The following is a 25106-nucleotide window of genomic DNA, read 5'->3' as shown; positions in this document are numbered from 1 at the left end:
GGCTCGCCGCTCTGGAAAGAGGGGGGAAGACCTGGGTACAGAGCTATGGGCGCTTGCAGGTAAAACGGTTAATTCATGGCGAATAAGCAGCAAATCAAGAACTTAGCAATCCGAATTATTAAACCTGTTTATCACTAATAACTGTCCTGAAGGAATCGGTCAATACCTATACACTGTTACATAACTTAATGTCAGGTGAAAGAGTGACCCCATAACTTTTACGCATTATATGCTTTTTCTGGTGTCGTTTGTAACAACTTTGTTTAATGATTGTCAAATCAGATGATTAAAAATTAAATAAATGTTTGTATCGTGACCTATGTCACTGTTCGGGATAAAACCCGACAAACTATATGTAGGTTAATTGTAATGATTTTGTGAACGTCCTATACTGCCGCCAGGTCTCCGGAATACCCTGCAATCCCGAGCCACCCAGCGTTGTAACGTGTCGATTTAGCATCTGGAAGCAGTGTTTTACATGACGCACAGTTATAGAAAAGGACGCTGTCTGACCCGCACGCAGACCGGAGTATGGAAATCCCGCCGTCTTTCAGGCTACAGGATCCTCTCTGTGCCCGAAGTCCAAAGGGAATAATAAGAACAGCATGTGGGCGTTATTCATGATAAGAAATGTGAAAAAACAAAGACCTGTCAATTTGGATCTGCAAACGATCCGCTTCCCAATCACGGCGATAGCGTCCATTCTCCATCGCGTTTCCGGAGTGATCACCTTTGTGGCGGTCGGGATCCTGTTGTGGTTATTGGGTACCAGCCTCTCTTCCCCTGAAGGATTCCAGCAGGCGTCCGCCATCATGGGGAGCTTCTTTGTTAAATTGATCATGTGGGGCATTCTCACCGCGCTGGCGTATCACGTCGTGGTCGGTGTTCGTCACATGATGATGGATTTTGGCTATCTGGAAGAAACATTCGAAGCGGGTAAACGCTCCGCCAAAATCTCTTTTGTTATCACTGTCGTGCTTTCACTTCTCGCAGGAGTCCTCGTATGGTAAGCAACGCCTCCGCATTGGGACGCAACGGCGTACATGACTTCATTCTGGTCCGTGCTACCGCTATCGTTCTGACGTTATACATCATCTACATGGTGGGCTTCTTCGCCACAAGCGGCGAGCTGACCTGGGAAGCCTGGACGGGTTTCTTCTCATCGGCATTCACCAAAGTCTTCACCCTGCTGGCCCTGTTTTCCATCTTAATCCATGCCTGGATCGGCATGTGGCAGGTGTTGACCGACTACGTTAAACCGCTGGCTGTGCGCCTTGTGCTGCAACTGGTTATTGTTGTTGCGCTGGTGGTTTACGTCATTTATGGATTTGTTGTGGTGTGGGGTGTGTAATGAAACTGCCAGTAAGAGAATTTGATGCTGTAGTGATTGGCGCAGGCGGCGCAGGTATGCGCGCGGCGCTGCAAATTTCCCAAAGCGGCCAGACCTGCGCGCTGCTGTCTAAAGTCTTCCCGACCCGTTCCCATACCGTGTCTGCGCAGGGTGGTATCACCGTAGCGCTCGGTAATACCCATGAAGATAACTGGGAATGGCACATGTACGACACCGTTAAAGGGTCGGACTACATCGGTGACCAGGACGCGATTGAATATATGTGTAAAACCGGCCCGGAAGCGATTCTGGAGCTGGACCATATGGGGCTGCCGTTCTCTCGCCTCGATAATGGCACTATTTATCAACGTCCGTTTGGCGGCCAGTCGAAAAACTTCGGCGGCGAGCAGGCGGCACGTACCGCAGCGGCGGCTGACCGTACCGGTCATGCGCTGTTGCACACGCTGTATCAGCAGAACCTGAAAAACCACACCACTATTTTCTCTGAGTGGTATGCGCTGGATCTGGTGAAAAACGCCGATGGCGCAGTGGTCGGTTGTACCGCGCTGTGTATCGAAACCGGTGAAGTGGTTTACTTCAAAGCCAACGCCACCGTGCTGGCGACCGGCGGCGCAGGCCGTATCTATCAGTCCACCACTAACGCGCATATCAACACCGGTGACGGCGTCGGTATGGCTCTGCGTGCCGGTGTCCCGGTGCAGGATATGGAAATGTGGCAGTTCCACCCAACCGGTATCGCCGGTGCGGGCGTTCTGGTAACAGAAGGCTGCCGTGGTGAAGGCGGTTATCTGCTGAACAAACACGGCGAGCGCTTTATGGAGCGTTATGCCCCGAATGCGAAAGACCTGGCGGGTCGTGACGTGGTGGCGCGTTCCATCATGATCGAAATCCGTGAAGGGCGCGGCTGCGACGGTCCGTGGGGCCCACACGCGAAGCTGAAACTGGATCACCTGGGTAAAGAAGTTCTCGAATCCCGTCTGCCGGGTATTCTTGAGCTGTCCCGTACCTTCGCACACGTTGACCCGGTGAAAGAGCCGATTCCGGTCATCCCAACCTGCCACTACATGATGGGCGGTATTCCGACCAAAGTGACCGGTCAGGCGCTGACCGTGAACGAGCAGGGCGAAGACGTGGTGATCCCTGGGCTGTTTGCGGTGGGCGAAATCGCCTGCGTATCGGTTCACGGTGCCAACCGTCTGGGCGGCAACTCGCTGCTCGACCTGGTGGTGTTTGGTCGTGCGGTTGGCCTGCATCTGCAGGAATCCATTGCCGAGCAGGGTGCTCTGCGGGATGCGACCGAAGCGGAAATTGATGCCTCTCTGGAACGTCTGAACCGTTGGAACGGCAACCGTGACGGCGAAGATCCGGTGGTTATCCGTAAAGCCTTGCAGGAATGTATGCAACATAACTTCTCGGTTTTCCGTGAAGGTGATGCGATGGCGAAAGGGCTTGAGCAGTTGAAAGCGATCCGCGAGCGTCTGAAAAACGCGCGCCTGGATGACACCTCCAGCGAGTTCAATACCCAGCGCGTTGAATGTCTGGAGCTGGATAACCTGATGGAAACCGCTTACGCAACCGCAGTATCCGCCAACTTCCGTACTGAAAGCCGTGGCGCACATAGCCGCTTCGACTTCCCGGAACGTGATGATGAAAACTGGCTGTGCCATTCCCTGTATCTGCCAGAGACGGAATCCATGACGCGACGTCAGGTCAATATGGAACCGAAACTGCGCCCGGCATTCCCGCCGAAGATTCGTACTTATTAATGCGGAGACAGGACAATGAAACTCGAGTTTTCGATTTATCGCTATAACCCGGATGTTGATGACGCTCCGCGCATGCAGGATTACACCCTGGAAGGCGAAGAAGGGCGTGACATGATGCTGCTGGATGCCTTAATCCAGTTGAAAGAAAAAGACCCAAGTCTGTCGTTCCGTCGCTCTTGTCGTGAAGGGGTGTGTGGCTCCGATGGTCTGAACATGAACGGTAAAAATGGTCTGGCCTGTATCACTCCGATCTCGGCGTTGAACCAGCCTGGTAAGAAAATTGTGATCCGTCCCCTGCCTGGCTTACCGGTTGTTCGCGATTTGGTGGTAGACATGGGGCAATTCTATGCACAATATGAGAAGATTAAGCCTTACCTATTGAATAATGGGCAAAATCCACCCGCTCGCGAGCATTTACAAATGCCTGAGCAACGTGAAAAGCTGGATGGGCTGTATGAGTGTATTTTGTGTGCATGCTGCTCTACATCTTGCCCGTCATTCTGGTGGAATCCGGACAAATTTATCGGCCCGGCTGGCCTGCTGGCCGCGTATCGCTTCCTGATCGACAGCCGCGATACTGAAACCGATAGCCGTCTGGAAGGGTTGAGTGATGCTTTCAGTGTATTCCGCTGCCACAGCATCATGAACTGCGTCAGTGTCTGTCCGAAAGGGCTTAACCCGACGCGCGCTATCGGTCATATTAAGTCGATGCTGTTGCAACGCAGTGCGTAAGTAACCGTTGCCGGATGGCGACGTAAATGTCTTATCCGGCCTACAGGGTACCTTCCCGTAGGCCAGATAAGCGAAGCGCCATCAGGCAAGTAAGTGCAGGAAACCTCTAAAAGCTGCCCATTCAGTCAGACAGTTTTTAAAGGTTCCTTAGCGGACGCAGACGACACGACAGTCCGCAACAAGTGAACCCCGGCACGCACACCGGGTGTGCGTGGTTAGTATCCACGGCGAAATAAGCATACAGAATGCTTAAGGGATCACGATGCAGAACGGCGCAATGAAAGCCTGGTTGGACTCTTCTTACCTCTCTGGCGCAAACCAGAGCTGGATAGAACAGCTCTATGAAGACTTCTTAACCGATCCTGACTCAGTAGACGCCAACTGGCGTGCTATGTTCCAGCAGTTACCTGGCACCGGAGTCAAACCGGATCAATTCCATTCAACAACGCGTGATTATTTCCGTCGTCTGGCGAAGGATGCCTCACGTTACTCTTCTACGATTTCCGACCCTGACACTAATGCGAAGCAGGTTAAAGTCCTGCAGCTTATCAACGCTTATCGCTTCCGCGGTCACCAGCATGCAAACCTCGACCCGCTGGGACTGTGGAAACAAGAAAACGTGGCAGATCTGGATCCTTCTTTCCACGATCTGACAGAGGCCGATTTCCAGGAAAGCTTTAACGTAGGTTCTTTTGCTGGCGGCAAAGAGACAATGAAGCTGGGCGAGCTGATTTCAGCGCTCAAGCAGACTTATTGCGGCCCGATTGGCGCCGAATATATGCACATCACCAGTACTGAAGAGAAACGCTGGCTGCAACAGCGTATCGAATCGGGTCGTGCAGCATTTAGCAGCGAAGAGAAGAAACGCTTCCTGAGCGAACTGACTGCGGCAGAAGGTCTTGAGCGTTATCTGGGGGCGAAATTCCCGGGTGCAAAACGTTTCTCGCTGGAAGGCGGCGATGCGTTAATTCCCATGCTCAAAGAGATGATCCGTCATGCGGGCAACAGCGGCACGCGTGAAGTGGTGCTGGGTATGGCGCACCGTGGTCGTCTGAACGTTCTGGTTAACGTACTGGGTAAAAAACCGCAGGATCTGTTCGACGAATTTGCGGGCAAACATAAAGAACATCTCGGCACCGGCGACGTGAAATACCACATGGGCTTCTCGTCTGATATCGAAACCGAAGGCGGTCTGGTTCACCTGGCGCTGGCGTTTAACCCGTCGCACCTGGAAATCGTCAGCCCGGTGGTTATCGGTTCCGTGCGTGCGCGCCTGGACAGACTCGACGAGCCGAGCAGCAATAAAGTCCTGCCAATCACCATTCACGGTGACGCGGCAGTGACAGGGCAGGGCGTGGTTCAGGAAACCCTGAACATGTCGAAAGCGCGGGGTTACGAAGTGGGCGGTACCGTTCGCATCGTGATCAACAACCAGGTGGGCTTCACCACCTCTAACCCGCTGGATGCGCGTTCTACCCCGTACTGCACCGACATCGGTAAAATGGTACAGGCGCCGATCTTCCACGTTAACGCGGATGATCCGGAAGCGGTCGCGTTTGTGACCCGTCTGGCGCTGGACTTCCGTAACACCTTTAAACGCGATGTCTTCATCGATCTGTTCTGCTACCGTCGTCACGGCCATAACGAAGCCGATGAGCCGAGTGCAACGCAGCCGTTGATGTATCAGAAAATCAAAAAACATCCGACGCCGCGCAAAATCTATGCCGACAAACTCGAGCAGGATAAAGTCGCTTCGCTGGAAGACTCCACCGAAATGGTCAATCTGTACCGCGACGCGCTGGATGCTGGCGAATGTGTGGTGAAAGAGTGGCGTCCGATGAATCTGCACTCCTTTACCTGGTCGCCTTACCTCAACCATGAATGGGATGAAAATTACCCGAACAAGGTTGAAATGAAGCGCCTGCAGGAACTGGCCAAACGTATCAGCACCGTGCCGGAAGCGGTTGAGATGCAGTCTCGCGTAGCCAAAATTTACGGTGATCGTCAGGCGATGGCGTCAGGCGAGAAACTGTTTGACTGGGGCGGCGCGGAAACGCTGGCGTACGCGACGCTGGTCGACGAAGGTATTCCGGTGCGTCTATCAGGTGAAGATGCGGGCCGTGGTACGTTCTTCCACCGTCATGCGGTGATCCATAACCAGTCCAATGGTTCCACCTATACCCCATTGCAGCACGTTCATAACGGTCAGGGCACCTTCCGTGTCTGGGACTCCGTGCTCTCTGAAGAAGCGGTACTGGCGTTCGAATACGGTTATGCCACGGCTGAACCTCGCACGCTGACTATCTGGGAAGCGCAATTCGGCGACTTCGCCAACGGCGCACAGGTGGTTATCGACCAGTTCATCTCCTCGGGTGAGCAGAAGTGGGGACGTATGTGTGGTCTGGTCATGTTACTGCCGCACGGTTATGAAGGTCAGGGCCCGGAGCACTCCTCTGCGCGTCTGGAACGTTATCTGCAACTCTGCGCTGAGCAGAACATGCAAGTTTGCGTACCGTCTACCCCTGCACAGGTGTACCACATGCTGCGTCGTCAGGCGCTGCGCGGTATGCGCCGTCCGCTGGTGGTGATGTCACCGAAGTCGCTGCTGCGTCATCCGCTGGCGGTCTCTTCACTTGATGAATTGGCAAATGGCACCTTCCTGCCGGCAATTGGTGAGATTGATGAACTCGATCCACAAGCCGTGAAGCGTGTGGTGATGTGTTCTGGTAAGGTTTACTACGACCTGCTGGAACAGCGCCGTAAGAACAATCAAAACGATGTGGCCATTGTGCGCATCGAACAGCTCTATCCGTTCCCGCACAAAGCGGTTCAGGAAGCGCTGAAACCGTACGCTCACGTACATGATTTTGTCTGGTGCCAGGAAGAGCCGCTCAACCAGGGCGCATGGTATTGCAGCCAGCATCATTTCCGTGAAGTGATTCCATTTGGGTCTGCTCTGCGTTATGCAGGTCGCCCGGCCTCCGCCTCTCCGGCGGTAGGGTATATGTCCGTTCACCAGAAGCAACAACAAGATCTGGTCAATGACGCGCTGAACGTCGATTAATTAAAGGATACAAAATGAGTAGCGTAGATATTCTTGTTCCCGACCTGCCTGAGTCTGTAGCAGACGCGACCGTTGCAACCTGGCATAAAAAACCAGGCGACGCGGTTGTTCGCGACGAAGTGCTGGTAGAAATCGAAACTGACAAAGTGGTACTGGAAGTACCGGCATCGGCGGACGGCATTCTGGATGCAGTGCTGGAAGATGAAGGCACCACCGTGACTTCTCGCCAGATTCTGGGTCGCCTGCGTGAAGGCAACAGCACTGGTAAAGAAACCAGCGCCAAGTCTGATGAGCAAGCATCCACCCCGGCTCAGCGTCAGCAGGCTTCTCTGTCCGAGCAAAGCAATGATGCCCTGAGCCCGGCGATCCGTCGCCTGCTGGGTGAACATAACCTCGAAGCCAGCGCCATTAATGGTACCGGCGTTGGTGGTCGTATTACCCGTGAAGATGTTGAAAAGCATCTGGCGAAAGCACCGGCGAAAGCCGAGGCTAAAGCACCGGTAGCGGCTCCTGTTGCACAACCGGCTCTCGGCGCGCGCAGTGAAAAACGTGTTCCGATGACCCGTCTACGTAAGCGCGTGGCCGAGCGTCTGCTGGAAGCGAAAAACTCGACCGCCATGCTGACAACCTTCAACGAAGTCAACATGAAGCCGATTATGGATCTGCGTAAGCAGTACGGTGACGCGTTCGAAAAACGTCACGGTATCCGTCTGGGCTTTATGTCTTTCTACGTGAAAGCGGTGGTTGAAGCGCTGAAACGTTACCCGGAAGTCAACGCGTCTATTGATGGCGATGATGTGGTGTACCACAACTACTTTGATGTCAGCATGGCGGTTTCTACGCCGCGCGGTCTGGTGACTCCGGTGCTGCGTGATGTTGATGCCCTCGGTATGGCTGACATCGAGAAGAAAATTAAAGAACTGGCAGTGAAAGGTCGCGACGGCAAACTGACCGTTGAAGATCTGACCGGTGGTAACTTCACCATCACCAACGGTGGTGTGTTCGGTTCCCTGATGTCTACGCCGATCATCAACCCGCCGCAGAGCGCAATCCTCGGCATGCACGCGATCAAAGACCGTCCGATGGCTGTCGATGGTAAGGTTGAGATCCTACCGATGATGTACCTTGCGCTGTCTTACGACCACCGTCTGATCGATGGTCGCGAGTCAGTAGGCTTCCTGGTGGCCATTAAAGAGCTGCTGGAAGATCCGACACGTCTGCTGCTGGACGTGTAGTAAACAAGAGTATCACCTGCCCCGTAGGCCAGATAAGCGTAGCGCCATCCGGCAAAGATACCGCTCTGGTCTACGGGTTTAAAGATAACGATTACTGAAGGATGGACAGAACACATGAACTTACATGAATATCAGGCAAAACAACTTTTTGCCCGCTATGGCTTACCGGCGCCGGTGGGTTATGCCTGTACTACTCCGCGTGAAGCAGAAGAAGCCGCGTCTAAAATCGGTGCGGGTCCGTGGGTAGTCAAATGTCAGGTTCACGCTGGCGGCCGCGGCAAAGCGGGCGGTGTGAAAGTGGTCAAGAGCAAAGAAGAGATCCGCGCTTTTGCTGAACACTGGCTGGGTAAACGTCTGGTGACCTACCAAACGGATGCGCACGGTCAGCCGGTAAACCAGATTCTGGTTGAAGCGGCCACGGATATTGATAAAGAACTCTATCTGGGCGCGGTTGTTGACCGTAGCTCCCGTCGCGTGGTCTTCATGGCCTCGACTGAAGGCGGTGTGGAAATCGAGAAAGTCGCGGAAGAAACCCCGCACCTGATCCACAAAGTGGCACTGGATCCGCTGGCAGGCCCAATGCCGTATCAGGGTCGTGAGCTGGCGTTCAAACTGGGTCTGGAAGGTAAACAGGTTCAGCAGTTCACCAAAATTTTCATGGGTCTGGCGACCATCTTCCTGGAGCGCGATCTGGCGCTGATCGAAATCAACCCATTGGTTATCACTAAGCAGGGTGACCTGATCTGCCTCGATGGCAAACTGGGCGCTGACGGCAACGCATTGTTCCGCCAGGCTGACCTGCGCGAAATGCGCGATCAATCTCAGGAAGATCCACGTGAAGCGCAGGCGGCACAGTGGGAACTGAACTACGTCGCGCTGGATGGCAACATCGGTTGCATGGTTAACGGTGCAGGCCTGGCAATGGGCACTATGGACATCGTTAAACTGCACGGCGGCGAACCGGCTAACTTCCTGGATGTTGGCGGCGGCGCAACCAAAGAGCGCGTGACCGAAGCGTTCAAAATCATCCTTTCCGACGACAATGTGAAAGCCGTTCTGGTTAACATCTTCGGCGGTATCGTACGCTGCGACCTGATCGCTGACGGTATCATCGGTGCAGTAGCGGAAGTGGGTGTCAACGTTCCGGTGGTGGTTCGTCTGGAAGGTAACAACGCCGAACTCGGCGCGAAGAAACTGGCTGACAGCGGCCTGAATATTATTGCAGCGAAAAGTCTGACGGATGCAGCTCAGCAGGTTGTTGCCGCAGTGGAGGGGAAATAATGTCCGTTTTAATTGATAAAAATACCAAGGTTATCTGTCAGGGCTTTACCGGTAGCCAGGGGACTTTCCACTCTGAGCAGGCAATTGCTTACGGTACGCAGATGGTTGGCGGCGTGACGCCAGGCAAAGGCGGTACTGAACATCTGGGTCTGCCAGTGTTTAACACTGTGCGTGAAGCTGTAGAAGCGACCGGCGCGACCGCATCGGTTATTTACGTACCGGCACCGTTCTGCAAAGACTCCATTCTGGAAGCGATCGATGCAGGCATCAAACTGATTATCACCATCACCGAAGGCATCCCGACGCTGGACATGCTGACCGTGAAGGTGAAACTGGACGAAGCGGGCGTGCGCATGATTGGCCCGAACTGCCCAGGCGTTATCACTCCGGGCGAATGCAAAATCGGCATCATGCCAGGTCACATTCACAAGCCGGGTAAAGTGGGTATCGTTTCCCGTTCCGGTACGCTGACCTATGAAGCGGTTAAGCAGACCACTGACTACGGTTTCGGTCAGTCCACCTGTGTGGGCATTGGCGGCGACCCGATCCCAGGCTCCAACTTTATCGACATCCTGAAACTGTTCCAGGAAGATCCGCAGACGGAAGCGATCGTGATGATCGGTGAAATCGGCGGTAGCGCGGAAGAAGAAGCGGCTGCGTACATTAAAGAAAATGTGACCAAACCGGTTGTCGGCTACATTGCCGGTGTGACCGCGCCGAAAGGCAAACGTATGGGTCACGCAGGCGCGATCATCGCGGGCGGCAAAGGAACGGCGGACGAGAAGTTTGCCGCACTGGAAGCTGCTGGCGTGAAAACCGTTCGTAGCTTGGCCGATATCGGCGAAGCACTGAAAAGCGTTATTAAGTAAAGTATTAAAAGAGTAAAACAACCCAAGTCATTCATTTCCCGTAGGTGAATGGCGAAGGGTTGGTCCGTTTCGACATGGTTGGCCATCTGATGATGGCCTTTTTTGTTCTTTTCTTTATTGAACTTCTTGCGTTTTAATCATAATTACCTGAGCAAAAGAGATATTTTTTTGCGGTTAGCATCATTTTTTCATTACGCCAAATTCTGCATATTACCCACCTACAGAGAATAACCATTGGGGAAATGCATGACCATGCATAATCAGGATGAATACTTAGATCGTTTTTACTCACTCGCTGATGTCTTCTCCAGTGCGACTGGGCTGGCTGCTGTGGTCGTTGATATACACGGCAATGCGCTTTCAAGTTGTCATCATTTTAATTCCTTTTGTTCGTTGATGCGTGCCCATGAGCAATACCGAACAGGCTGTCAGCAGTGCGAAAAATATTGCGCTTATGAAGGACTTAAAGAATCCAGACCCAAAATACTCAGCTGTCATGCGGGGTTGAGCTTATTTTCGATGCCGCTCATTCGTGAAGGAAGCCTGCTCGGCTTTATCATTTGTGGGCAGGTTCGGGCGAAATATCAGGAATATAAAACAATTGTCATTCAGGATGACAGATTGTGGGCGCAGAATGCTGAAATAAACGAGGCCTGGCGGCACGTTGCTATTATCGATAATAATCACCTGGTTGCATCAGCGAATTTACTTAATTTCATTGTTAATAATATTACTTTAACAGAAAGCAAATGTTCATCGACTCTCGAATCACTCTGCGGTGAAACGCCTTTTTCTTACTCTGAACTTTCTCGTCATGAAAGGAAACTGGCGGCGGCGCTGCGTTATATTGATGAAAATCTCTATGGTGAGTTAACGTTAGAGTCTGTGGCTTCCCAGGTCTGCTTAAGCGCAAATTATTTTAGTCGCTTTTTTAAGAAGCAGCAGGGGGTTAATTTCAAAACCTGGGTTAATCGCAAGAAAATGCAGCGCGCCAGTGAACTACTTCGCGACCCAGGCCATTCAATTGAGAGTATTGCCCGGAAACTTCAATACGCGCAAACCAGTTACTTTTGTCGCGTTTTCCGGGCCGTACATCAACGTTCACCGCAATCTTTTCGTTATGAGCAGCTTTCGCAATAGCGATTTTTTGGCAGTTTAACATTACTGGGAATGAACGATAATCGATCACTCAGAGTGACAACATCGCCAATCACGATCAACGCAGGGGGAACGATGTTGGCCTCCTGCGCTTTGTTAAGCAACGTACCAAGCGTGCAGGTTAATCGACGCTGATTCTCCCGCGTTGCCGACATGACAATGGCGGCCGGCGTCTCCGGGGATTTGCCACCCATAAGCAATTCTTCACAAATAAATGGCAAATTGGCGATGCCCATGACGATGACCAACGTTCCGTTGAGTTTGGCCAGCTGTCGCCAGTCTTGCTGTTGATTACCCTCACGGGTGTGACCGGTTACGACATGAAAACCGGAAGCCATGTCACGATGTGTGACCGGAATACCTGCGCAGGCAAGGCCACCAATCGCCGAGCTGATACCGGGAACAACATCAAAGGGAATACCGGCATCGACCAGACATTCAACCTCTTCAGCGCCGCGACCAAAGACGTAAGGATCGCCGCCTTTGAGGCGAACAATGTTTTCATGTGTTTCGGCATACTGGACAAGCAGCGCATTGATTTCATGCTGGGGAACGCAATGGAAACCTGGATTTTTGCCAACATTAATCAGCAGGCAGTCAGGAGAGACCCACTCGAGTATTTTGGGGTTAACCAGCCGATCGTAGATCACCACATCGGCCTGTTGAATGCACTGCATCGCTTTAATAGTAAGCAACGATATATCACCAGGGCCTGCCCCAACGAGCCAAACTTTTCCGGAAATTTTCACACTGTGTCCTTTATCACGTCAAACGTAGAAAATGGCGGAGACTACAATGGCAGAATGATAAAAAATCGCTGTTTGCCTGTAAGTCATAGCGCTCAATTTTCCTGAAATAATGCGGAGATAATATTGATTAAACTCGCAAACTTTTTTCTTCAATAAACAAGATATCTTGAAAAATTATTAAGAAGTTATTGGCACTAATTGCCTGAAATTAACCGCATTTAAATTGTGTTTATGGGTGAGCTTGAGTATTATTGGTGAATATTTATTCGCTATTTGTGTGAGTAAATCATGGAATGGATCAAAGACAACAATGATGGAAATAAAATATAACTCTTGGGATTATTCTGGAGCATTTACATTGTTTTAATAATATAAACTTTTTTTGCACGCTGCATATGGAAGACGTTATGAGAGGCAAAATACCGAAAACTGAGCTACTGGTGACTTTTGAGGTCGTGGCACGTCATGAAAGTTATACCCGGGCAGCTGAAGAGTTGGCATTAACCCAGAGCGCCGTGTTTCGACAGGTGAACGCGCTTGAGGATTTTCTCAACACATCACTTTTTAATCATGCTAAAAAGCGTATTTTTTTAAATGCAGCGGGCAAACATTATTTAAGTATCGTAAAAGAGACGCTGAACAAACTGGAACGCGATACGACAACAATAATGACCTGGCAGCCGACCGTACAAGTTATCGAGTTAGCGGTAAACCCGACGTTTAGCACGCATTGGCTGATCCCGAGCTTGCGTGAATTCAATAAGCTTAATCCGGATATCATCGTAAATATTCACTCATTGGCAAATATTGGTGATTTTCTCAACCGCGAGTATGACGCTGCCATCATGCGGGAAGACTTTTGCTCGCCGTGGTCGGCGGTTGAGTATCTTTTTGAAGAGGAAATTTTGCCGGTGTGTAGCCGACATTTGCTCATGGATCCAGACCAAAAAGTGTCGGTGAACGACCTGCTCAATGAGTTTCCCTTATTACACCAAAGTACGCGCATTAAAGGCTGGCAGGAGTGGTTTGCACTGTCTGATATCAGCGACGCGCAGGTGAATAAAGGTCCGCGTTTTGATTTATTGTCGATGCTGATTGCCGCAGTGCGCTCTAATCTTGGTGTTGCGCTACTTCCGCGATTTGCTATTCAGCGCGACCTTGATAATGGCGAGATGGTCATTCCTTGTGATGTGCCAATGCGGACGGGGAACCGTTTCATCATGACCTGGCGTGAAGAAAAAGCGGAATCCCGGCATTTGCAGGCTTTCCGCAACTGGTTGTTAGAAAAATCGGTGGTTTCGAGGGGCGTTTGACGCTGTTGTAGCTACGTTGGAAGGGCGGTGCGCTGGCACCGCCCCTGCATTTACCAATCAATTCCGGCTTGCGCCTGAATGCCGCTGTCGAAAGCATGTTTTACCGGGCGAACCTCACTGACCGTATCGGCAAGATCCAGTAACTGGCTATGACAGCCACGTCCTGTGACAATGACGGTCTGGTGAGCAGGACGATTCGCAATGGCTGCGATCACCTCCTCTGTATCCAGGTAATGATACGCCAGCATATACGTCAACTCATCCAGCACGACCAGATCGTAATGCGCATCGGCCAGCATGCGTTTGCTCTCCTGCCAGACACTCTGTGCAGCATGAATATCAGACTCCCGGTTTTGCGTTTCCCAGGTGAATCCTGTCCCCATAATATGGAATTCAACGCCGAGAGGTTGCAGGGTGTTGTATTCACCATTATCCCACTGGCCTTTAATAAATTGCGCGATGCCAACCGTTTTTCCATGGCCGACAGCGCGTGTTGCCGTACCAAATGCTGCCGTCGATTTGCCTTTGCCGTTGCCGGTGAAGACAATCAGGATGCCTTTCTTTTCGGTTGCTGCTGCCACGCGGGTATCAACTTGTTCTTTCAGTTTCTGCTGCCGCTGACGGTGCCTTTCGGTGTTGGATCGCGCTTCCATTATTGCTCCTTAATGCCCGGCAGGGCAGGTTGTGCAGCGATGCTGCTGCTCAAACTGACTGAAGAAGTTATTACCTTTGTCGTCAACCAGTACAAACGCGGGCAGATTTTCGACTTCCATCATCCAGACAGCTTCCATGCCCAGTTCCGGGTACTCGAGGCAACGTAAACTCTTCACATACTGCTGCGCCAACAGGGCTGCCGCGCCGCCGATGCTGCCAAGGTTGAATCCGCCATGCTTATGACAGGCATCAGTGACCTGCTTGCTGCGGTTACCTTTGGACAACATAATCAAACTGCCGCCAGCGGCCTGGAACGCATCCACGTAGCCATCCATACGACCGCCGGTCGTCGGGCCGAGTGAGCCGCAGGCTTTGTTCTCCGGTGTTTTGGCCGGACCTGCATAGTAGACAATATGATGTTTCATGTACTCCGGCATGGGTTCGCCGTTGTCCAGGCGTTCTTTAATTTTGGCATGCGCAATGTCGCGGGCAACGACAATCGGGCCATTCAGGGTCACACGTGTACCAATCGGCAACGCAGAAAGGTCATGCAGGATCTCACGCAGAGGACGATTAAGATCAAGGCGAACGGTCTGAGCGCTATTTTCTACACGCTGAGAGTCAGGAATGTATTTGCCCGGATTGTGCTCCAGTTTTTCCAGCCAGATACCGTGCTTGTTAATTTTCGCTTTAATGTTGCGATCGGCTGAGCAGGAGAGCGCCATTGCGATAGGGCAGGAGCCGCCGTGACGTGGAAGACGAATGACGCGGATATCATGCGCGAAATATTTGCCACCAAACTGGGCGCCGATGCCAAACTCACGGCTGGCGTTGAGCAGTGTGGTTTCCAGCGCGGTATCGCGGAATGCCTGACCCAGCTCGTTTCCGCTGGTGGGCAGGTTATCGTAGTATTTCGTCGAGGCCAGCTTCGCGACCTTCAGTGCCTGGTCGGCTGATAATCCACCCACCACAAACGCGATATGGTACGGCGGGCAAGCCGCTGTTCCCAGCGACTTCATTTTTTCGATCAGGAAAGCCGTCAGTTTTTCGGGTTGCAGAATTGATTTGGTTTCCTGATACAGCGCCGCTTTGTTGGCTGAACCGCCGCCTTTGTTGACGAAAAGGAAACGGTATTCGCTGCCCGGCGTCGCGCTAATATCAATTTGTGCTGGCAGGTTGGTCTGGGTATTTACCTCGGTGTACATGTCCAGCGGGGCATTTTGCGAGTAGCGCAAATTATTCTCTGTGAATGTGGTGTAGACCCCTTTGCTTAACGCTTCGGCGTCATTGCAGCCCGTCCAGACATTTTGCCCTTTGCTCGCCACAACAGTTGCCGTACCGGTATCCTGACAGTTAGGTAGCACGCCTTTGGCGGAAACCTCAGCATTACGTAACAGCTGCAGAGCTACGTATTTATCATTACTGCTGGCCTGTGGGTCATGCAGAATACTGGCGATTTGTTTCAGATGTCCGGCGCGCAGGAAAAAAGAGGCTTCATAAAACGCCTGCTGAGCCAGCAATGTTAGCGCCTCAGGTGCGACTTTGATGACCTCTTCACCGTCTAACTCCGTTACTGAAATGTATTGATTACTCAGCAATTCGTATTCTGTATTATCTTTTTGTTGAAGAAACGGTTCCTGCCAGACAAATGGTTTAGACATGTTAACTTCTCACCTTGTTGTTATTTTGCCGGATGGCGGTGCATGCACCTTATCCGGCCTACGTGTTCGCTATCCGTTGTAGGCCGGATAAGACGCTTGAGCGTCGCCATCCGGCATTTTCTTACTGGGCTAAAAAGAGATTAGCTTTCGTTGCGTGAGCAACATCTTCGATCGTTTTCTGTGCGCGAATGCTGTTACCGGCTTGATCCAGCGGCGGAGAGTAAACGGCAATCGCGTACTCGCCTGGGACAACGGCAACCATACCGCCGCCGACACCACTTTTCGCCGGAATACCGACGGTGTACAGCCACTTACCGCTGCCATCATAGAGGCCGGCAATGGCCATTTCTGCCAGCACCTGTGGAACATACTTCTCGTTCAGCAACTGTTTGCCGGTGAAGGGTGATTTACCTTTGTTGGCGAGTACGGCGCCCATTTTGGCGAGCTGCTCGACGTTGAGATCGACTGAACACTGACGGGTATAAATCTCGACGGCTTCATCGGTGTTACCGTAGAAGCTGTTGTACGATTCCATCAATTTCGCCAGCGCCTGGTTATGCTGGTTGGTGTCCATTTCCGATTTGAATACCGGTTGGTTGACGACCAGTTTCGCATCTGCCCAGTCATTCATGTAATTGAGGATTTTGTTCCAGCGTTCCGTTTTGTCTTTCGCTTCAATCAGACTAACGGTACTCATGGCACCCGCGTTCACCAGCGGGTTTTCCGGCGCACCCTGCGTCAGCTCAACGGCCAGACCGGAGTTAAACGGTAAACCCGTGGCGTTGGCGCCGAGTTTATCCAGCACAACCTGCGTTCCATGCTGTTCCATCGCCAGCGCCATTGTGAAGACTTTGCTCAGCGACTCCATTGGAAAGGCTTTGCTGGAATCACCGACTTTGTAGATTTTTCCATCTACGGTCGCGATCGCGATACCGTAAAATTTCGGGCTGTAGGTTGCCAGCGCCGGGATGTAGTCAGCGACTTTTCCGTCGTTATTGTTTTTATATTTTTGATGCGCTTGCTCTATGATTTGGGCGTAATCCGGAGCGGGTTGGGCCCAAACGGCAGCACTGCAGAGTAAGCTTGCCGAAAACACACTGACGCTAATAAGTTTTAGATTCATAAAGGATCCTGGTGAAGTTAGTGTTGGTGTTGTTGGAAAAAAGGCCGACCGGAGTCGGCCCAATGCATCGGGTTATGTAAAATCAGGAAAGAGCAGCTTCAGTAACCGGACGTTGTTCAGGAGCTTTACCACGGCAACCTTCACCGAAGTGTTCGCCTTCCCAGCGGCTGACAATCGCAGCACCCATGGCGTTACTCATGACGTTGGTTGCGGAACGGCCCATGTCGAGGAACGGATCGACGCCCATCAACAAGATCAAGCCTGCTTCAGGAATGTTGAATTGGTTGAGGGTTGCGGCAATAACCACCATTGACGCACGCGGTACGCCAGCCATGCCTTTTGAAGTCAGCATCAGGATTAACAGCATGGTGATCTGCTCGCCCATGCTCAGTTCGATGTTACAGGCCTGTGCGATGAATACGGTTGCGAACGAGCAGTAGGCCATGGAGCCGACCAGGTTAAAGGAGTAACCGATAGGCAGAACGAAGCTGGCAATCTTGGAAGAGACGCCGAATTTTTCCAGTTTATCCAGTGTGCCAGGGAAGGCCGCTTCAGAACTGGAGGTAGTGAAGGCCAGCAGAGCAGGTTCGAGAATAGATTTGGTCAGACGGCCGATGCACGGACCGATAAGCATCGTTGAGAGACCAATCAGAATCGCCCACAGCATACCCAGCGTCAGGTAGAACTCGCCCATAAAGATACCGGCGCTGACCATTACGCCCAGACCACGTTCAGCGATCAGTCCGGAGATGGCAGCAAACACGGTCAGTGGCGCAAACAGCATCACATAACCGGTCAGTTTCAGCATCACGTGTACCAGAGAATCGAGCACTTTCACGATCGGATCTGCTTTTTCTCCGATCGCCGCCAGGCTGCAACCGAGGAAGATGGAGAACACGACAATCTGCAGGATTTCGTTACGCGCCATCGCATCCACAATACTGGTAGGAACAGCGTGTGAGATAAAGACTTTCAGCGTGAACGGCTCAGACTTAACGGCGGCCACAGCCCCAACGTCATGAGGAACAAAGTTAATGCCGGCACCAGGTTGGAAAATGTTAACAATGACCAGACCTAACGCAATTGAGACCAGGGACGCGAGAATAAAGAGAGAAAACGTTTTTGAAAATATACGTCCCAGGGTTTTTGCATCGCCCATTTTGGCAATACCTACCACCAGGGTAGAAATAACCAGAGGGGCGATAATCATTTTCACCATTCGTAAGAATATAGTAGTGAAAATAGAAATATCTTGTGAGTACGATTTTGCTGTGTCAACGGATGCCACATTATTTATGACCACCCCGGCAATCATCCCGAGTATCAGGCCTAATATGATCATCTTTGTTAAACTAATTTTCTTCATGTTTACTCCATCGGAAAATGGCTGGTAATTAATGTGTAGGGTTAGCAAACACCTGAGCGCAGAAAAACGCTCAGGTGCTCGCCTGTTATGACCAACCGCATGAATTATGCGAAGTACTGCGATACAGCAGAATCCAGTACTTCAATGGTTGTTGTTGTGTTATTTATTAAAAATCAAACTGGATGCTGAGTAATGGCGCATGCTGCTGGGCACCATAAACATCATTGTCCCCCACATTGCCGGAGATAATATCGCGCGGCATGACGATTTTTACCGCGTTAGCTGGATCAAACCAGACAATGCGATGAATAAAGTCAGGCTCAACGTGATACAACTCAGCAATAAGTTGTGGTGTTAATTGCCCCGATTCTTTTACACGCTGATAATCTTCACGAGTTTTAAATAAAATATCTAAAACCAGTTCGTACGGTCCGGCGTTTTTGGAGCGGATTACCTGCGCCAGTGAACAAATTGACTGTTTCATGCCTGGATTCCTTCTGGCGTCACCTGTTCGATGTGGAAATCAAAACGCAGTGCGTCGCTTGCCTCAATCAGATGGTAAATTGAGAACTCATACACCGGCCCACTTGGAATATCAGACGGTGAGAACGGGAAGGCGAGGTTGCCCGCCGTTGCAATTCGGTTTTCATAACCGTAATGCAGCAGGGTAGAGCGCACCAGCGAGCAAACGCTGTTGGCAATGTCCTGCGTTGGCGCAACCACGTCCAACAAGATCCCCAGTTCGTGCCCGGCTGACTGCATCGGTTCATGGAGACCCATGACGCCATTTTTACCGTACAGATGGAACGTGATGCGGATGCTGTCATCATTCAGAGAGAGGTTGCTGGCCACACTTGCTTTCACCTCTTCAAGAATGGTGTCAATGCCCGCAATCATGATCGGATCGCGTGTTCCGGCGATGGTCATGCAACGGAACCCGACCTGACGAGCACCTTCCAGTTTCAGCGCGTAAGGCGTCTCTTCATGGCGTGAACCGCTGACGTAGACTTCGCCCTCGTTCACCGCCTTAAAGCTACAGCCTTTCAGGTTCAGCACGCCGCCGGGACCTGGCAGGAAGTAGGGGTCTGACTTCTCATACAGGGTGTGGGCAGCGGCCGAGGTTTCGGTAAATTTACGCTTCGGATTAAACGTCTTCAGCGTGAAACCGTTGTCATCGATAATCCCCATCGCGCAGTCTGAGCCGGAGCCAGGTGTTGCAGCAATGGCGGCACATTCAAGGATCTTCCCGCAGTGCAGAGCCAACCCTTCATCGAAGCCTTGCATGATGGGCAGGGCGGCGAAGCAGACCGGGTCATATGCCCGTCCGCCAAGTACCACTTGCGCACCGGCTTCCAGCGCACGCTGGAAAGGTTCGACACCCATTTGCGCGACGATGTAGGTGCTCGCGTCAATGGCTTCGTGAGTGAGTTCCGGCACGAAGTCGAGGGCGGTAATTTTCCCGTTATCCAACGCCTGATGAACGACGTCTTTTTCAACATCCGACGGGATTAACGCCATTGAGAAGGTCAGCTTCTCTTCCTGCGCAATCTCCAGGATTATCTGGCGACACCATTCCAGATGCGGTGCCGCGCCGGATCCACCGGCGGTACCAATCACCACCGGAATGTTGTTTTTCACGCCAGCGGTGATCATATACCGCAGATCGCGTTTAACGCCTGCCCGATCGGTAAACGGTTTACCGGCTCCCAGGTAGTGAGGACCTGGATCGGAGGATCCCGCGTCAACAGCAATAAGATCCGGTGACTCTTCCATGGCTTTGCGAAAACTCTCTTCCGGGAAGCCATAACCCAGAATAGCCGTCGGCGATAAGATCTTAAATGTGCGAGCCATTTCTTAATCCTTAGTCTGCAACAACGCGATGGTGCGGTTCATTTCGTTGAACACGATATTGAGACCTTCATCGAAGCCCATACCCGGTTTGATCAGCATGCGCATTGGGCGTGCGGCCAGGGCGACATGCACACAAGTGCGGGCGCTGATCTCGGTTTCGTTGCAGGTACCGCCCTGATAGGCTTCCATTCCATGCTTGTTGCAGTAGAGCACTGCATCAACGATGTTATGAATACCACCCAGATCCGGAGTTTTGATCTGCACCATGTGGCAGCTGCCTGCATCGGTGAAGTCCACGATATCCTGGTAGGTGTTACACCATTCGTCGGCCACAATCTTCACACCGGAGCCCAGGCGGGTCAGCTCTTTGGTGATTTCGGTCAACAGACGGATCTGATCCGGTTTGTTACCCGCATCGACCGGACCTTCAATGTACAGCGGCAGGCCCTGTGCTTCTTGTTCCAGGCTGGCGATATATGCTGCGCAGCGTACCGGGTCCATATCGAAAATCAGACCAATCGTGCCGTACACATCGATATGCAGGGTAGGGTGGTATTTCGGGCTGGTACGCAGGCTCAGGATGCGGTCAGACAACCAACGCACGTACTCACGCAGTTTTTCGCCTTCAAGACCCAGTTTCTCTTCGACGTTGTTGATCAGCGCATGAGGCAGAACATCAACACCTTTGAGGATCATTTTGTCGACAGCGATATAACGGTCGTCGCCGCTCTGACCAAATAAAGGAATCGCTTCCGGAACGCATGGCAGCTGCCATTCGTCGCAAACGACTTCCGTTTTCAGGCGACCGGATGCCAGCGCAGTGGCGTCCAGCAGTGCCTGAGACAGGCCGTAACGTACTGCGGTATGCAGCAACTGGCCGTCAATGCGTAACTGGTCGAAGAAGCGGGCGTTCGGCAGGAACGCATCCACATCGCGGCCTTCCAGCAGCGGTTTAATGTGGTCATTCAGGAATGGAATGAAATTTTCCGCCAGGAACAGCGGGTCACGACCGCCTGCACCAGAGTATTGCACCGCAGCGCAGTCACCGACGGCGACCGTACCGTTTTCCAGAATCAGTTGTACAGAGACGCACTCACCGGCCTGACGAACGGAAGTAAAGCCAGGCGTTACCGGATCACCGGTGTAAATGAACCCATCATGACCTGCACCATTTTTGATCGCCTGCTGATCGTCAAAATAAAATGAGGAGTAGCCAGCGGTGAAAAGGGCCTGTTTAATTTTCATTATGGTCTTCCTATTAATTTACTGTGGGATACGGCGTTAATGTCATCGATAACCATCTGGAAGGAAGGTTTACGTCCTTCGAAATTCGCACGCTCTGCAACGTAGTCGTGGTGCAGGGCGAGAATGTCTTTCGGCAGCGGAACCGCACCGGCTTCAAGGATACGAATGGCACCTGAGTTATCGCGTACTGGCAGGATTTTGCCTGCGTTACAGGAGGCTGGTGCGAAAGGCACGTCCAGAACACCTGCTTCAAAGGCCAGCACTGTGCCGCGCGCGATGTCGCCGTTGCCCAGTTCGAAGACTTTTTTCAGTACGGCGCGGACTTCGCTCTTGATCAGGTCGACTTCCTGTTCCACGGCAGCGCACTGCGGGAATTTCTGGTCGCTGACCATATTGAGCATCTGGCGAGAGGCTTTAAGCCCTTGCGCATTTGCCGCCGCTGTCGGGATACCCCAAGCTTCGTGCGGGCTCTTGGTGATCACTTTAGTGGCGCCGGACATACCTGCGACTGCTGCGCCCCAGGAGATGATGGCGAACGCTTTGGATTCATCTTCCGGGAAGCCGCCCATCCACTGGTGGAATACCGTACTCAGTTCGTAATCGTCGAAGCCATAGTTCTGGAAGTATTCGTGAGACAGTTCGCGCAGGGACTGAATCGCGGCGATATCCTGCGTCAGGCTACCCACCTGGCCGTAACCGACGGTAATCGATTTAACGCCCTGTTCCAGCGCCAGCAGGCCTTCGATAATTGCCACAGAGTGGGACATAAACGGTGGGATCAGGGTACCGGTCAGTGGGCCGAACGGTTCACGGTTGATACGAATACCGTGCTCTTCATACATCCCCATCATACGGTCGCAGTACTGCCAGTCGCGGATGGATTTTTCCAGCGTAACGCGTTTGGCATAAGGGATGTTGTAGGAGATACCGCCGCCTTCATAGCTGGTGAATCCACTGGCCATGGAGATTTCACCCAGCAGACGCGCATCCGGCGTACCGTGACGAATCTGCAGTGGTTTTTCCAGCGTTTCGGTCAGACGACGGCAGGCGTCAACCCCGTGGTTAACAACCGGTAACCCGTTCAGTTTTGACGTACCCGCTTCAATGGATTTTTGAATCCCGATAGCCGCTTCTTCATAGCGGTTCAAACGGGTATACGCATCGATAGTGGTCGGCAGAAGGTCGCACTCTTGCTGCAATGTTTTGAGCAGTTCAATGTGCTCATCCATTAACGCAACACCCGCGCGCGGCTGACTCAGGGTTTTACCTTCCTGATCGGCTTTTAACAGCGCGTGAGAAAAGCGTTTACTCTCTGGAATAGTCTGTTGGTATTTAACGCCATCTTCAAAATTTTCGACGTCTTTGCCGGTATGCCAGGTCTTGATAACCTCGGCACGCTCGGTCATGAATTCATCATGGGTTAACTTTTTATTTCGGAGTTCCATTCTTTGTAGCCTTATGTTTTATAGGGTTAAACATTGAATGCTGGTGCGAGCAGCGGCTTGCGGGTACAGCCTGGCAACATTAGCCAGTAGAGGAAGCAGGCCATTAGAATCGCGGTAATATTCGAACTGGTTCGGCAACAGGATCCTTCTGCCGTCGTCATCCAGCTCCCGGTATTTAAGCCAGTTGTGAATATCGAACTGGCTGGCACGTGAGAGCCATCCGCCCGAACCGACGATTTTGCGTACGGTGGTGAGATCCCGACCCATCTGTAGGTCGACGTTTCCCACGCAGGTACAGACCTGTTTTTTGGTTCCGGCGTGTCGCTCGGCGGCGTAACCTACACAGAGTCCCGCCAGCAGGGTATCGAAGTATTTTTCTTCTTCGTTGTGCGGCAGATAATCCGGGTGTGCCACCAGGTGACGCAGATAGCCGTAAAAGGCTTCCTGACGTGCCGGTTGTTGTGCAAATACGACATTCACCAGTTCCTGGGTACTTTCACCCACCACGACGGCGGAGACACGCATGCCCAGATCGCCTTCAACGGTACGCTTAACGAAAGGTTCCGGTACGCCATGCAGTACAGTGTCAGGGGAGAGCGTGTTGGCGCTGGCAGAGTAGACATCCGTTGTGGCGCCGCCCATGTCGATTAACATGAACTCTTTCCACGTGCTGTCGTAATCGCTTATCGCCTTTACCAGCTCAAAGACGGTCCAGGGTGTTGGCATCGGCTCTTCACCGGTCGCGTCCACAATGACGTCCAGTCCTTTGCCCTTCACGATGCGTGATAAAAACAGATCGCAAATGGCCTGACGGGCGGCATACGGATTTGGGTGATCGAGGTCTGGCAGAATGTTATCTACTGTGGTCAGATCCTTGTGCGCCAAAATAGACTGTACTTCGTCCTGAATATCCCTGTTTCCAGCGTAAATAATGGCGCAGTTGACATTCGACTCAGCCAGCGTACGCGCATTCGTCAGGCCGTAGCTTTCTTCACCACCGTCCGTGCCACCAGTAAACAGAAGGATGTCCGGCGGCGACGTTTCCAGTGCCTGAATGTCATGCCGGTTGAGTTTGTACGAGTAATACTGCGCGATTTTTGCCCCCGCAGAGTGTGCGGTGACTTTCGCAGATTCCAGCGTAATAGAAGGTACAAGCCCCATTGCGGCAACGGCGAGTCCACCTTTGGCCGATGAGGAATACTTCAACTGCACTTCACCACTTTTCAGTAACGGGCGAGCATCGGTAACATTTAGCACCTGATTCAGGCTGGCAAAAAAACCTTCTGCCAGATGATGCGTGGTGGTTGGCGTCAGGACATGGTTTACCAGGGTTAACGCGTCCCCTTCGTAATCGAAGAGGGCGGCCTTGGTCCACGTCGATCCGATATCGACAGAGACTGTTTGCATCAGATAGCCTCTTCGAGACAACGTTGCTCAACACCAGAGTGTTGCTGAATATCATTGGTGATCAGTTGGCAGACATCTTCCAGATCGTGGCTTGGTGCGAAGACACGGTTAAAGCCCATCTCTTTAAACTTCGCTTCTACGTCGGCAAAATCGTGCTTACCGACGACCAGGTTACCGCCGACATAGAGCAGAATTTCACCGATACCACGTTCGATGCAGCGCTCACGTAAACCGAGGCAGTCGATATCGCCGTGACCGTAAATAGATGACACCACAATTGCGTCGGCGCCGGTTTCGATCGCGGCATCGATATATTCATCCTGGCTTACCATCACCCCCAGATTGATTACGCGAAAATCATGGTTTGTAAAAACGCGATCCAAAACTTTATTGCCTACCGCATGGCAGTCAGCACCAATGACGCCAATAACAAGTGTAGATTTTTTCATGAGTAATCCTCTGTAGGGCTGTTGGTAAAAAAAGTAAGATTCGTTTTTAATATTTAGAACGCAGGTTGTCGTAACCTGTTAATAGCCCAGGAGTGTCTGTTTAAGCCGAAAATGAAGCAATTGATCTATTTTCAAAATATCCTTCTGAAAACGATTGTTTAGAGTTTTGTTGTTAAATAAAGCGTTTTAAATCAGCGTGTTATGCTTTGTTTTTATGGGTGGTGTTTTATTTAATTACATAATCACTTAATAAGTGAGATGTCATCTTTGTGATCGGAATCTTATTTGCTGTGAATGAGATTATTTTGTTGCTTAAATAAGGACAAAGATGAAATTGTGAACTGCGTAACGGAATATAATAGAATAAGGCGTTAGGTATTTTTACTG

General features: G+C 51.8%; 22 protein-coding genes. 10 read left to right on the top strand and 12 right to left on the bottom strand.

Annotated features, from left to right (window positions below):
• Positions 1–166: 166 nt before the first annotated feature.
• A complete protein-coding gene (locus tag NNO04_RS22860) occupies positions 167–226 on the bottom strand; it encodes a hypothetical protein (protein ID WP_442870729.1) in 60 nt (19 codons plus the stop codon).
• Between the two features lie 379 nt (positions 227–605).
• Here NNO04_RS22860 and sdhC point away from each other — a divergent pair, with 379 nt between their 5' ends.
• The 9 genes from sdhC to NNO04_RS04205 all read left to right on the top strand — a co-directional run bounded on the left by sdhC (position 606) and on the right by NNO04_RS04205 (position 11438).
• Positions 606–1010 (top strand): succinate dehydrogenase cytochrome b556 subunit, encoded by a 405-nt coding sequence (gene sdhC / locus NNO04_RS04245; RefSeq protein WP_162382505.1) that lies wholly within the window; start codon positions 606–608, stop codon positions 1008–1010.
• Positions 1004–1351 (top strand): succinate dehydrogenase membrane anchor subunit, encoded by a 348-nt coding sequence (gene sdhD / locus NNO04_RS04240; RefSeq protein WP_271443622.1) that lies wholly within the window; start codon positions 1004–1006, stop codon positions 1349–1351. The genes sdhC and sdhD overlap by 7 nt, the downstream gene beginning before the upstream one ends.
• Positions 1351–3117: a succinate dehydrogenase flavoprotein subunit gene (gene sdhA, locus NNO04_RS04235; RefSeq protein ID WP_271443621.1), complete on the top strand. Its 1767-nt coding sequence runs from the start codon at positions 1351–1353 to the stop codon at positions 3115–3117. The genes sdhD and sdhA overlap by 1 nt, the downstream gene beginning before the upstream one ends.
• A 15-nt stretch (positions 3118–3132) precedes the next feature.
• Positions 3133–3849 (top strand): succinate dehydrogenase iron-sulfur subunit SdhB, encoded by a 717-nt coding sequence (gene sdhB / locus NNO04_RS04230; protein ID WP_162382508.1) that lies wholly within the window; start codon positions 3133–3135, stop codon positions 3847–3849.
• Positions 3850–4111: 262 nt separating this feature from the next.
• A complete protein-coding gene (sucA, locus tag NNO04_RS04225; protein WP_271443620.1) occupies positions 4112–6913 on the top strand; it encodes a 2-oxoglutarate dehydrogenase E1 component in 2802 nt (933 codons plus the stop codon).
• A 14-nt stretch (positions 6914–6927) separates the two neighbouring features.
• Complete coding sequence (gene odhB, locus NNO04_RS04220) at positions 6928–8148, top strand: 2-oxoglutarate dehydrogenase complex dihydrolipoyllysine-residue succinyltransferase (RefSeq protein WP_271443619.1); 1221 nt, start codon at positions 6928–6930, stop codon at positions 8146–8148.
• A 114-nt stretch (positions 8149–8262) separates the two neighbouring features.
• Positions 8263–9429 carry an ADP-forming succinate--CoA ligase subunit beta gene (gene sucC / locus NNO04_RS04215; protein ID WP_162382511.1) on the top strand — a complete coding sequence of 389 codons (1167 nt, stop codon included), beginning with the start codon at positions 8263–8265 and terminating at the stop codon, positions 9427–9429.
• Positions 9429–10298: a succinate--CoA ligase subunit alpha gene (gene sucD, locus NNO04_RS04210; protein WP_271443618.1), complete on the top strand. Its 870-nt coding sequence runs from the start codon at positions 9429–9431 to the stop codon at positions 10296–10298. Before sucC ends, sucD begins: the two co-directional genes overlap by 1 nt.
• Before the next feature lie 246 nt (positions 10299–10544).
• Positions 10545–11438, top strand: a complete 894-nt coding sequence (locus NNO04_RS04205; RefSeq protein WP_271443617.1) for a PocR ligand-binding domain-containing protein — start codon at positions 10545–10547, stop codon at positions 11436–11438.
• Here the strand turns inward: NNO04_RS04205 and cobA are convergent.
• Positions 11417–12205, bottom strand: coding sequence for a uroporphyrinogen-III C-methyltransferase (gene cobA, locus NNO04_RS04200; protein WP_271443616.1), 789 nt, complete (start codon positions 12203–12205; stop codon positions 11417–11419). The two genes, NNO04_RS04205 and cobA, sit on opposite strands and share 22 nt — an antisense overlap.
• A gap of 407 nt (positions 12206–12612) precedes the next feature.
• Here cobA and NNO04_RS04195 point away from each other — a divergent pair, with 407 nt between their 5' ends.
• Complete coding sequence (locus NNO04_RS04195; protein ID WP_271443615.1) at positions 12613–13518, top strand: LysR substrate-binding domain-containing protein; 906 nt, start codon at positions 12613–12615, stop codon at positions 13516–13518.
• 50 nt (positions 13519–13568) lie between these two features.
• On the opposite strand, the gene cobO is transcribed toward NNO04_RS04195, so the two are convergent.
• From cobO to glmS, 10 genes are all read right to left on the bottom strand, one after another.
• Positions 13569–14171 carry a cob(I)yrinic acid a,c-diamide adenosyltransferase gene (gene cobO / locus NNO04_RS04190; RefSeq protein WP_271443614.1) on the bottom strand — a complete coding sequence of 201 codons (603 nt, stop codon included), beginning with the start codon at positions 14169–14171 and terminating at the stop codon, positions 13569–13571.
• A gap of 9 nt (positions 14172–14180) precedes the next feature.
• Positions 14181–15833: a class I fumarate hydratase gene (locus NNO04_RS04185; protein WP_271443613.1), complete on the bottom strand. Its 1653-nt coding sequence runs from the start codon at positions 15831–15833 to the stop codon at positions 14181–14183.
• A 121-nt stretch (positions 15834–15954) separates the two neighbouring features.
• Positions 15955–16956, bottom strand: a complete 1002-nt coding sequence (glsA, locus tag NNO04_RS04180; protein WP_271443612.1) for a glutaminase A — start codon at positions 16954–16956, stop codon at positions 15955–15957.
• 82 nt (positions 16957–17038) lie between these two features.
• Positions 17039–18322, bottom strand: a complete 1284-nt coding sequence (locus tag NNO04_RS04175) for a dicarboxylate/amino acid:cation symporter (protein ID WP_271443611.1) — start codon at positions 18320–18322, stop codon at positions 17039–17041.
• Between the two features lie 166 nt (positions 18323–18488).
• Positions 18489–18806 carry a DUF4387 domain-containing protein gene (locus NNO04_RS04170; protein ID WP_271443610.1) on the bottom strand — a complete coding sequence of 106 codons (318 nt, stop codon included), beginning with the start codon at positions 18804–18806 and terminating at the stop codon, positions 18489–18491.
• Positions 18803–20173, bottom strand: a complete 1371-nt coding sequence (locus NNO04_RS04165) for an acyclic terpene utilization AtuA family protein (protein ID WP_271443609.1) — start codon at positions 20171–20173, stop codon at positions 18803–18805. Before NNO04_RS04165 ends, NNO04_RS04170 begins: the two co-directional genes overlap by 4 nt.
• 3 nt (positions 20174–20176) lie before the next feature.
• Positions 20177–21418 carry a methylaspartate ammonia-lyase gene (locus NNO04_RS04160; RefSeq protein WP_271443608.1) on the bottom strand — a complete coding sequence of 414 codons (1242 nt, stop codon included), beginning with the start codon at positions 21416–21418 and terminating at the stop codon, positions 20177–20179.
• A complete protein-coding gene (locus NNO04_RS04155) occupies positions 21418–22863 on the bottom strand; it encodes a methylaspartate mutase subunit E (RefSeq protein ID WP_271443607.1) in 1446 nt (481 codons plus the stop codon). The genes NNO04_RS04160 and NNO04_RS04155 overlap by 1 nt, the downstream gene beginning before the upstream one ends.
• Positions 22864–22881: 18 nt before the next feature.
• Positions 22882–24270 (bottom strand): methylaspartate mutase accessory protein GlmL, encoded by a 1389-nt coding sequence (gene glmL / locus NNO04_RS04150; RefSeq protein WP_271443606.1) that lies wholly within the window; start codon positions 24268–24270, stop codon positions 22882–22884.
• Complete coding sequence (gene glmS, locus NNO04_RS04145; protein ID WP_271443605.1) at positions 24270–24719, bottom strand: methylaspartate mutase subunit S; 450 nt, start codon at positions 24717–24719, stop codon at positions 24270–24272. Before glmS ends, glmL begins: the two co-directional genes overlap by 1 nt.
• Positions 24720–25106: the final 387 nt, after the last annotated feature.

It is taken from the genome of Citrobacter sp. Awk 4 (assembly GCF_028069725.1).
In the GTDB taxonomy this organism is placed as follows: Bacteria; Pseudomonadota; Gammaproteobacteria; order Enterobacterales; family Enterobacteriaceae; genus Citrobacter_D.
This window is presented reverse-complemented; position numbering and strand designations above follow the sequence as displayed.